9 protein-coding genes and 1 pseudogene are annotated in these 7,604 nt (G+C 72.3%); 6 read left to right on the top strand and 4 right to left on the bottom strand.

The window, feature by feature from the left end:
* Positions 1-117: 117 nt before the first annotated feature.
* The 3 genes from AB0C20_RS33625 to AB0C20_RS33615 form a co-directional block, all read right to left on the bottom strand.
* Positions 118-309, bottom strand: a complete 192-nt coding sequence (locus tag AB0C20_RS33625) for a DUF5703 family protein (protein ID WP_013734349.1) — start codon at positions 307-309, stop codon at positions 118-120.
* Positions 310-615: 306 nt separating this feature from the next.
* Positions 616-1,524, bottom strand: a complete 909-nt coding sequence (locus AB0C20_RS33620; protein ID WP_357569514.1) for an SseB family protein — start codon at positions 1,522-1,524, stop codon at positions 616-618.
* Positions 1,521-1,940 (bottom strand): YbaB/EbfC family nucleoid-associated protein, encoded by a 420-nt coding sequence (locus AB0C20_RS33615; protein ID WP_266302641.1) that lies wholly within the window; start codon positions 1,938-1,940, stop codon positions 1,521-1,523. Before AB0C20_RS33615 ends, AB0C20_RS33620 begins: the two co-directional genes overlap by 4 nt.
* Positions 1,941-2,032: 92 nt before the next feature.
* On the opposite strand from AB0C20_RS33615, the gene AB0C20_RS33610 reads away from it, so the two are divergent.
* Genes AB0C20_RS33610 through AB0C20_RS33600 form a run of 3 tightly spaced genes read left to right on the top strand, consistent with a single transcriptional unit; the run spans position 2,033 to position 4,342 of the window.
* The gene (locus tag AB0C20_RS33610) at positions 2,033-2,365 is read left to right on the top strand and encodes a hypothetical protein (RefSeq protein WP_238685858.1); all 333 of its coding nucleotides are present in this window, start codon (positions 2,033-2,035) and stop codon (positions 2,363-2,365) included.
* The gene (locus tag AB0C20_RS33605) at positions 2,362-3,423 is read left to right on the top strand and encodes a WXG100 family type VII secretion target (RefSeq protein ID WP_357569513.1); all 1,062 of its coding nucleotides are present in this window, start codon (positions 2,362-2,364) and stop codon (positions 3,421-3,423) included. The genes AB0C20_RS33610 and AB0C20_RS33605 overlap by 4 nt, the downstream gene beginning before the upstream one ends.
* A gap of 13 nt (positions 3,424-3,436) precedes the next feature.
* A complete protein-coding gene (locus tag AB0C20_RS33600; RefSeq protein ID WP_357569512.1) occupies positions 3,437-4,342 on the top strand; it encodes a hypothetical protein in 906 nt (301 codons plus the stop codon).
* Positions 4,343-4,427: 85 nt separating this feature from the next.
* Here the strand turns inward: AB0C20_RS33600 and AB0C20_RS33595 are convergent, their stop codons facing one another.
* A complete protein-coding gene (locus AB0C20_RS33595) occupies positions 4,428-5,399 on the bottom strand; it encodes an aldo/keto reductase (RefSeq protein WP_112587412.1) in 972 nt (323 codons plus the stop codon).
* A 186-nt stretch (positions 5,400-5,585) separates the two neighbouring features.
* Between AB0C20_RS33595 and AB0C20_RS33590 the strand changes: the two genes are divergently transcribed.
* The 3 genes and pseudogenes from AB0C20_RS33590 to AB0C20_RS33580 form a co-directional block, all read left to right on the top strand.
* A complete protein-coding gene (locus tag AB0C20_RS33590) occupies positions 5,586-6,638 on the top strand; it encodes an LLM class F420-dependent oxidoreductase (protein ID WP_030332780.1) in 1,053 nt (350 codons plus the stop codon).
* Positions 6,635-7,471: an undecaprenyl-diphosphate phosphatase gene (locus tag AB0C20_RS33585; RefSeq protein ID WP_357186692.1), complete on the top strand. Its 837-nt coding sequence runs from the start codon at positions 6,635-6,637 to the stop codon at positions 7,469-7,471. The genes AB0C20_RS33590 and AB0C20_RS33585 overlap by 4 nt, the downstream gene beginning before the upstream one ends.
* A gap of 40 nt (positions 7,472-7,511) precedes the next feature.
* Positions 7,512-7,604: pseudogene (locus AB0C20_RS33580) on the top strand (DinB family protein); the annotation flags it as partial.

Below are 7,604 nucleotides of genomic sequence, written 5' to 3'. Positions count from 1 at the left end.
CCCGAACCAGCGCAACTTCTGGCACGGCGCCTCACCGTCGGCAAGTGTGGACCCCACCCAGGCCATGCTGGCCGGTCAGCGGCGATTCCCCCGGCCTCGGGCGGCACCGCCCGGTCGTCAGTACGACAGACCCGGCTGCGGCTGGTTGACCCTCCGACGACGCAGCACCACCTGCCGCGTGCCGTCCCGGTACAGCCGCACCCGGGCCAACTCCCATCCGGAGAACTCCGCCTGGATCGCCAACTGCGCCGCGGCGGTCAACCGGTCGACGTTCGGCGGCAGCCGCAGTGGCGCGTACTCGTAGTCCATGCCTCCATGCTGCCCAGCCCAGCGGCCGTTCGCCACCCCCTCCGGAGTGACCAACGACGCCACCGCGGGCGGTTCGTGCCGCCCCGTGCCCCGTCGCGCCGATCTTGCGGTTCGGTCGCCGAGGTGCCCCAGGTGGGAGGGCAAATCCTGAAGATGCCGGCCCCGGTCGGGTCGATCATGGAGTCTTGGTGCCTGATTTGGCCCTGTTGCGGCGACCTTGTCGCCCACCACAACTCCATGATCGGCGAGGCGGTGCGGTGCGGTGCGGTGCCGTGCGCTTCGTCGTCGCCCCGCCTTGGCGCGAAGTCAGCCCGCGGGGGCGTTGGCCGTCAGCAGGGCGGCGAGGGCCGGGGCGGCCAGGGCGACCGCTCGGGCGCTGCCCGGGTCGACCGCCAGCCCCCAGGACGGGTCCGGCCAGTCCTCGAACAGCTCCGCGCAGGGCAGCGCGACGAACGGCACCCCGTCCCCGCTGAACGCGGCGAGCGCCCCCGGCGAGGTGAAGACCGGCAGCAGCGGCGCGCCGGTCGCGTCGCCGACCACCGTCCACGGGAAGTCGGCGTCCGGTGTCGGTTCCCCGGCCAGGGGGACGCACACAGTGGTGCCGGCCAGCGCTCCGAGGTAGCCGGGCAGGTCGCGCCGGCCGACGGCGGCCGCGAGCACCGCCACCACCGCCGGCTCCGCGTCAACGGCGGACGCCGATCCAGGTCGCGTGGCCGGCACCGCTGGTTCAGGCTGAGTGGCCGGCACCGCTGGTCCAGGCTGAGTGGCCGGCACCGCTGGTCCAGGCTGAGTGGCCGGCGCGGTCGTTCTGGGCCGCGCGGCCGGCACCGTCGGGCCAGGTTGAGCGGCTGGCGACGCCGCCGGGCCGGGGCGCGCGGCTGGCGGCAGCGCCCGGCAGGAGAGCGTTCCCGGCTCGTCGGTCAAGACCTCGGCGGCGGTACGGGTCACGAACACACTGAGCCGCTGCACCTGCTCCGGAGTGCGCTCCGTCTCGTACCACCAGCCCTCGTCACCGGTCGGGCGGTGCCAGCCGAGCGCGGCCAGGCGTGCCTCGTCGTGGCCGGGGCAGATCACCCGCACCACCCGGCGGCGCACCAGCAGCCGGATCCCGCGTGGGCCGGTGGAGAGCTCCAGGTCGGTGTCCCGGTCGCAGCGGGCGACGGTGTCCCGCAGTCGAGCGGCGATCTCCGGCCAGGTCGGCGACGGCGACGTCACGCCGGTGCGCCCGGCAGGCGGTCGTCCAGCCGCCCGAGCCGGGCCACGGTCTCCTCCAGCCGGCCCAGCGCCGAGAAGTCCCCCGGCGTGCCGAACAGGTCGCCGAGCCCCGCGCCGAGCGCGACGTCCAACCCCTCGGTGTGCTCGTCGACGTGCCCGGAGGCGACCTCCCGAGCCCGCCGGTACGCGTCGAGCACCAACTCGGCCACCCCCTCCGTGCCGACGCGCAGGGCGGCGGGCGCGAGGGTGAGGCCGGTCAGCGCGCCGGTGGCGTCGACGGTCGCCGAGACCAGCCCGCTCTCGTCGACAGCGGTGCCGGACAGCTCGGCCAGGTCGTCGCGGAGGCCCGCGAACCGGCGCTCGATGTCGGCGATCCGCCCGGCGAGCGCGTCGAACGCGGACGTCGGGTCCGTCATGAGATCCCTCCCCGTGGATGGTGCGGCCGGGTGGTGCCCGGCGGCCGGGAGATCGTATCGTCGGTGCGCTCGACTCATGGGGGAGGAACGGCATGCCACCGGATATCGATGTCGACGTGCAGGCGGTCCGTCGACTGGAGACAGCCGCCAAGCAGGTCGCCAGCTCGCTGGCCGCGCTGGAGCGGCAGATCGTCTCGGCCGGCGACGTGCCGTCGGACGCCTTCGGTCACCTGCCGTTCGCCAGCGACATGCTCCGCGACAAGTACGCCGAGCAGGTCACCGGCGGCAAGGAGTTGTTCGCCACCGCGAACGCCGCGTTCGGCCGGGTCGCCACGGCGCTGGCTGACACTGTCGAGGCGTACGAGCACAACGAACGGGATCTCGACGCCGGGTTCAAGGCCATCCAGTCGGGCCTGCCCGGATGAGCGGTCCGGCCGGCAGCGCCGTCCAACTGTGGAACGGCCTGGACAGCGCGCTCTCCGGGGTGCAGGACGCCGTCGACAGTGTCTGCCGGACCCTTGCCTGGCCACTGATCCAGCTCGTCGACATGGTCGACGGCGAGCCCGCCGTGCTGCGCGCGAAGGCCGCCGAGTGGGACGCGCTGGCCGCGCAGGTGCGCGACCTGGCCCAGGGGCACCGCGGTGCCAGGGAGTCCGCGCAGGCCGGCTGGCGCTCACCGTCCGGTGTGGCGTACGGCCAGCGGTTGGCCGAGGTGGAGCAGCAACTCCTCGACGTCGCCGAGCAGTTCGCCGCGACCGCGGAATACCTGCGCAGTGTCGCCGACGGCCTGCAGACCGTGCACGACGTGCTCGTGGACCTCTGCGTGGAGTTCGTGAACTTCCTCCTGGTGACGCTGGTGACGGCGTTGCTGATGGCTCCGGTGACCATGGGGGCGTCCTGGGCGGTCGGCGTGGGCGTGACAGTGGCCAGGGCCCTGGTCGTCGTCACCCGGATGCTGAAGGTCATCCGGCCACTGGCGGCGCACCTGCAGAAGGTCATCCGCCTGCTCCAGCGGGTCATGCTGGCCCTGCGCAAGCTGCAGGCACACCTCGACAAGTTGGTCACGTTGCAGGACAAGCTGCGTACCGGCAAGAAGTACGCCGACAAGCGGCACGCCGCCGGCAAGGCCGACAAGTGGTTCCACAAGGTTTTCGACCCCACGAAGGGCACCTACAAGCTGGGCAAGTCCGGTGCCCCGTTCGACATGGGCGCCCTCGAACGAGCCGCCGCGCTGCGGGCGCACGGGGTCGCCGACGGGGCCCGGGTGATCGCCCGGGACTGGGCGACGAACCTGCCGTGGAACGTGCCGAACTCCGTCGTGCACGGTGTCACCTGGGGGACTGTCGCGTTGACCAGTGGGCTTTCCGTTCCCGGTGGCGAGCAGGTCGGCGACCAGATCGACCAGGCGGTGCAGGGCGGGGCGGACTGGATCGACCAGAATGTCTTCGGGCAGCCGCCGGCGGGTCAGCCGGCGGGCCGGTAGAGAGGAACGCGTGATGTCAGGGGAGCGAGGCCGGCTCGGTCGGTTCACCGACGCGGTGCTCGGCGGCGCGCGGGCCGCCCGGGACAAGGCCCGTGAGCTGCGCGACGAGTTCCGCACCAGCGACGAACCCGAACGCGCTCTCGTCGCACCGCTGCTGCCCGGGCAGGAGCTGCGCTATGTGGGGCTCGGCCCGGTCCGCGTCCCGCAGACCCACAAGGCAGGTCGGCAGCTCGCCGATGTGATGGCCGACGAGTTCGTCGACTCCCTCGACCCGAAGGTGCTGTTCGGGCTCCTCAACATCGTCAACCCGGTGGTCTGGGTGGACGCGGTGCTGACGCCGGTACGGCTGGCCGCTGGCGTGCTGCTGCTGCCCGGCAAGGCTGGTGCCGTCGCCGCCGGTGTGCCGGAGGCGGCCGAACCGGAGCCGGCCCCACCACACCAGCGGGTGCAGCGGGATCCCATCCCGCTCACCGAGGAGCAGGAGGCGTTCCGCGCCTTGTTTCGGCTCAGCCTGTACCGCCCGTTGGCCGAGCAGCTCGCCGAGATCGCCTACCGTCGCCGGTTCGTCTTCAGCGGCGACCTGGCCACCCTCGCCGGCAGCCTGCTGCTCTTCCTGGAGCGTTACAACGGCACCCCGCTGGCGGTGACCGACACGCACCTGCACCTGCTGCGGATGGGCCCGCGCCCCGACGCCGACCGGCCCGACCGACGGCAACCGCGGGTGCTGTGGGGCGTGCGACGCGACCGGGTGGCCCGGATCGACTCGGAGCGCGGCGCGACCGGGCTCGTGCAGCTGACGTCCACGATCGTCTTCGACGACGGCTCGTGGATCCGGCTCACCCAGCCCGCGCTCCGCGACGACCAGTCGCGCTTCCTGACCGCGATCCACGACCTCCCCGGGCAGCGCCCCCAGCCGTGACCCGGCGCGCGGGGCCAGCCGTGACCCGGCCTGCGGGGCCAGCCGTATCCGGGCGTGCGGGGCCACCCGCGACCCGGCCGGCTGGTCAGCCGTCGCGTTCGGGGTAGCCGACCGGCACCGCGGAGACGTCGTCCAGCGCGGTGGTGATCTCCTCGGGCAGGGTGATCCGCTCCACTGCGAGCGCGCCGAGCAACTGCCCGACGGTCCGCGCGCCGAGGATCGGCGCGGTCACGCCGGGCCGGTCCCGGATCCAGGCCAACGCCACCTCCAACGGAGACACCCCCAACCCGCCCGCCGCTGTGGCCACCGCCTCCACGATGCTGGAGCAGCGCGGCTCCAGGTAGGTCGAGACGAACCGTTCGAAGTGCGGCGACGCGGCCCGGGAGTCGGCCGGACGGCCGTGCCGGTACTTGCCGGTGAGCACGCCCCGGCCCAGCGGCGACCAGGGCAGCACGCCGAGGCCGAGCGCGTCACACGCGGGCAGCACCTCCCGCTCCACGCCCCGCTCCAGCAGCGAATACTCCACCTGGGACGCGACCACTGGCGCCCGCCCCGGCCAGGCGGTCTGCCAGGCGGCGGCCCGCGCGGTCTGCCAGCCAGAGAAGTTCGACACCCCGACGTAGCGGACCTTGCCGCTGGCCACCGCGTGGTCCAGGGCGGCCAGGGTCTCCTCCAGAGGGGTGTCCGGGTCGTACCCGTGCACCTGGAACAGGTCGACGTGGTCGGTGCCGAGCCGGCGCAGCGACGCGTCCAACGTACGCAGCAGATGTCCCCGGGAGCCGTCCCGACGTCGGCCACTGCCGGGGCGCAACCCGGCCTTGGTGGCGATGAGCAGCTCCTCACGGGGGACGAGGGAGCCCAGCAGCGAGCCGATCACCGACTCGGCGTCGCCGTCGCCGTACACGTCGGCGGTGTCGATCAGGTTGCCGCCCGCGTCGAGGTAACTCTTCAGCTGAGCGGCCGCATCGTCGGCGTCGGTGTCCCGGCCCCAGGTCATGGTGCCGAGCGCGAGCCGGGAAACCGCCAGCCCGCTTCGGCCGAGCGGTCGCTGTTGCATGGGTGAACCTTATTTCGAACCTGCCGCCACGGATATCCTCGCTCCCGTATCTCTGCCGGTTCTGCCGGTTCCGCCGCCCCGGGCTGCCCCGATGGAGGGGGGATCAAAGGGGTCGAGCCGGTGATCGAGTCCGTTATCGGCATTGCGTAACCTGGGGCGACCTGTGCCACGGATGGGGGAGGACCAGTGCGACTCGGGCTCAGTCTCGGATACCAGACGGCGTGGAGCACACCGGCCGACCACCTGGCGCTGGCCCAGGAGGCGGACCGGCTGGGCTATTCGGTGGTGTGGGCGGCGGAGGCCTACGGCTCCGACTCGCCCAGCATGCTCGCCTGGATGGCCGGCCAGACCGAACGGATCGACGTCGGCGCCGCGGTGATGCAGATCCCCGCCCGTACGCCGGCGGCCACCGCCATGACCGCCGCCACGATCGACGCGCTCTCCGGCGGCCGGTTCCGGCTCGGCCTGGGTGTGTCCGGCCCGCAGGTGTCCGAGGGGTGGCACGGCGTGCGTTTCGCCAAGCCGCTGGCCCGGACCCGCGAGTTCGTCGACATCGTCAAGTTGGCCATCGCCCGCAAGGAGGTGGCGTACGACGGCGAGCACTACACCCTGCCGCTGCCGGACGGCCCGGGCAAGGCCCTTCGACTGGGCTTCCACCCACCCCGCGAGCACATACCGATCTACCTGGCCGCGGTCGGCCCGAAGAACCTGGAGCTGGCCGGCGAGATCGCCGACGGCTGGCTGGCGGTGTTCTACGCCCCGGAGTTCGCCGAGGAGCAACTCGCCTCGGTCCGAGCCGGGCGGGCCAAGGTCGGCAAGGAGTTGGCCGGGTTCGACGTGGTGCCGTCGGTGCCCGTGGTGATCGGCGACGACGTGGCCTCCTGCGCCGAACTCGTCCGCTGGTACGCCGCGCTCTACGTGGGCGGAATGGGCAGCCGGCAGCAGAACTTCTACAACCAGCTCGCCACCCGGATGGGCTACGGCGACGCCGCCCGCGAGGTGCAGGACCTGTACCTGGCCAAGCGGCAGCGCGACGCCGCAGCCGCCGTACCCATGGAGTTCATCGACCGCACCTCGCTGCTCGGCCCGAAGGAGCGCATCGCCGAGCGGATGCGGGAGTACGCCGCGGCCGGCGTCACCACGCTGTCGGTGACCCTCTTCGTGGCCGACCGGGACAGCGGTGTGCAGACCCTGCGTACCGTCGCCGAGGCTCTCGACCTCTCGGGAGTCGGCGAGTGACCTGGGTCGAGGCCATCGTCCTGGGCATCGTCCAGGGACTGACCGAGTTCCTTCCGGTCAGCTCGTCGGGGCATCTGCGGATCACCTCGGCGATCTTCTTCGACCGCGACGCCGGCGCGTCGTTCACAGCGGTCACCCAGCTCGGCACCGAAGCGGCAGTGCTGATCTACTTTGCCAAGGACATCTGGCGGATCACCCGGACCTGGTTGGTGGGCATCCGGGACAAGTCGGTCCGCTCCAGCCTCGACTACCGGATGGGCTGGTACGTGATCGTCGGCTCGATCCCGATCGGGCTGTTCGGTTTCGTGTTCAAGGACCAGATCAAGACCGCCGGGCGCAACCTGTGGGTGGTGGCGACCACGCTGATCGTGTTCGCCTTCGTGTTGGCGTTCGCCGAGTACTGGGGGCGGCAGACCCGCACCCTGGAGAACTTCCGGATGAAGGACGGCATCGTGATGGGCTTCGCCCAGGCGATGGCGCTGGTCCCCGGGGTGTCCCGCTCCGGCGGCACGCTCACCGCCGGCCTGCTGCTCAACCTGACCCGGGAGGCGGCGGCACGGTACTCGTTCCTGCTGGCCATCCCGGCGGTGGTGATGTCCGGGGTGTTCAGCCTCGGGGACGTCTTCGAACCGTCCGCGCCGGGCACGTCAGTGCCCACAGTGGCCCAGACGATCGTGGCCACCCTCATCGCGTTCGGCATCGGGTACGCGGCCATCGCCTGGTTGCTGCGTTACGTCGCCCACCACACCCTGTACGTCTTCGTGCTGTACCGGGTCGCGCTGGGCACCCTGGTCCTGGCCCTGCTGCTGACCGGCGCCATCGACGCCACCTGACCGCTCTGCCCGCCGGCCCCCGGCTCCGCCTTCCGGCGCGGCGCCGGTGACCACGATTGCCTGGCGGCTGGCGCACATCATCGTCTCCTGCTTGGGCTATCGGGTCGGATGGCACTTCGGCGGCCAGGACGTC

Source organism: Micromonospora sp. NPDC048843, assembly GCF_040649965.1.
In the GTDB taxonomy this organism is placed as follows: Bacteria; Actinomycetota; Actinomycetes; order Mycobacteriales; family Micromonosporaceae; genus Micromonospora; species Micromonospora hortensis.
This window is presented reverse-complemented; position numbering and strand designations above follow the sequence as displayed.

Excerpts from the sequence above, each read along its gene's own strand:
- AB0C20_RS33625 (WP_013734349.1), bottom strand. The coding sequence starts at position 309 with ATGGACTACGAGTACGCGCCACTGCGGCTGCCGCCGAACGTCGACCGG.
- AB0C20_RS33615 (WP_266302641.1), bottom strand. The coding sequence starts at position 1,940 with ATGACGGACCCGACGTCCGCGTTCGACGCGCTCGCCGGGCGGATCGCC.
- AB0C20_RS33610 (WP_238685858.1), top strand. The coding sequence starts at position 2,033 with ATGCCACCGGATATCGATGTCGACGTGCAGGCGGTCCGTCGACTGGAG.
- AB0C20_RS33605 (WP_357569513.1), top strand. The coding sequence starts at position 2,362 with ATGAGCGGTCCGGCCGGCAGCGCCGTCCAACTGTGGAACGGCCTGGAC.
- AB0C20_RS33600 (WP_357569512.1), top strand. The coding sequence starts at position 3,437 with ATGTCAGGGGAGCGAGGCCGGCTCGGTCGGTTCACCGACGCGGTGCTC.
- AB0C20_RS33595 (WP_112587412.1), bottom strand. The coding sequence starts at position 5,399 with ATGCAACAGCGACCGCTCGGCCGAAGCGGGCTGGCGGTTTCCCGGCTC.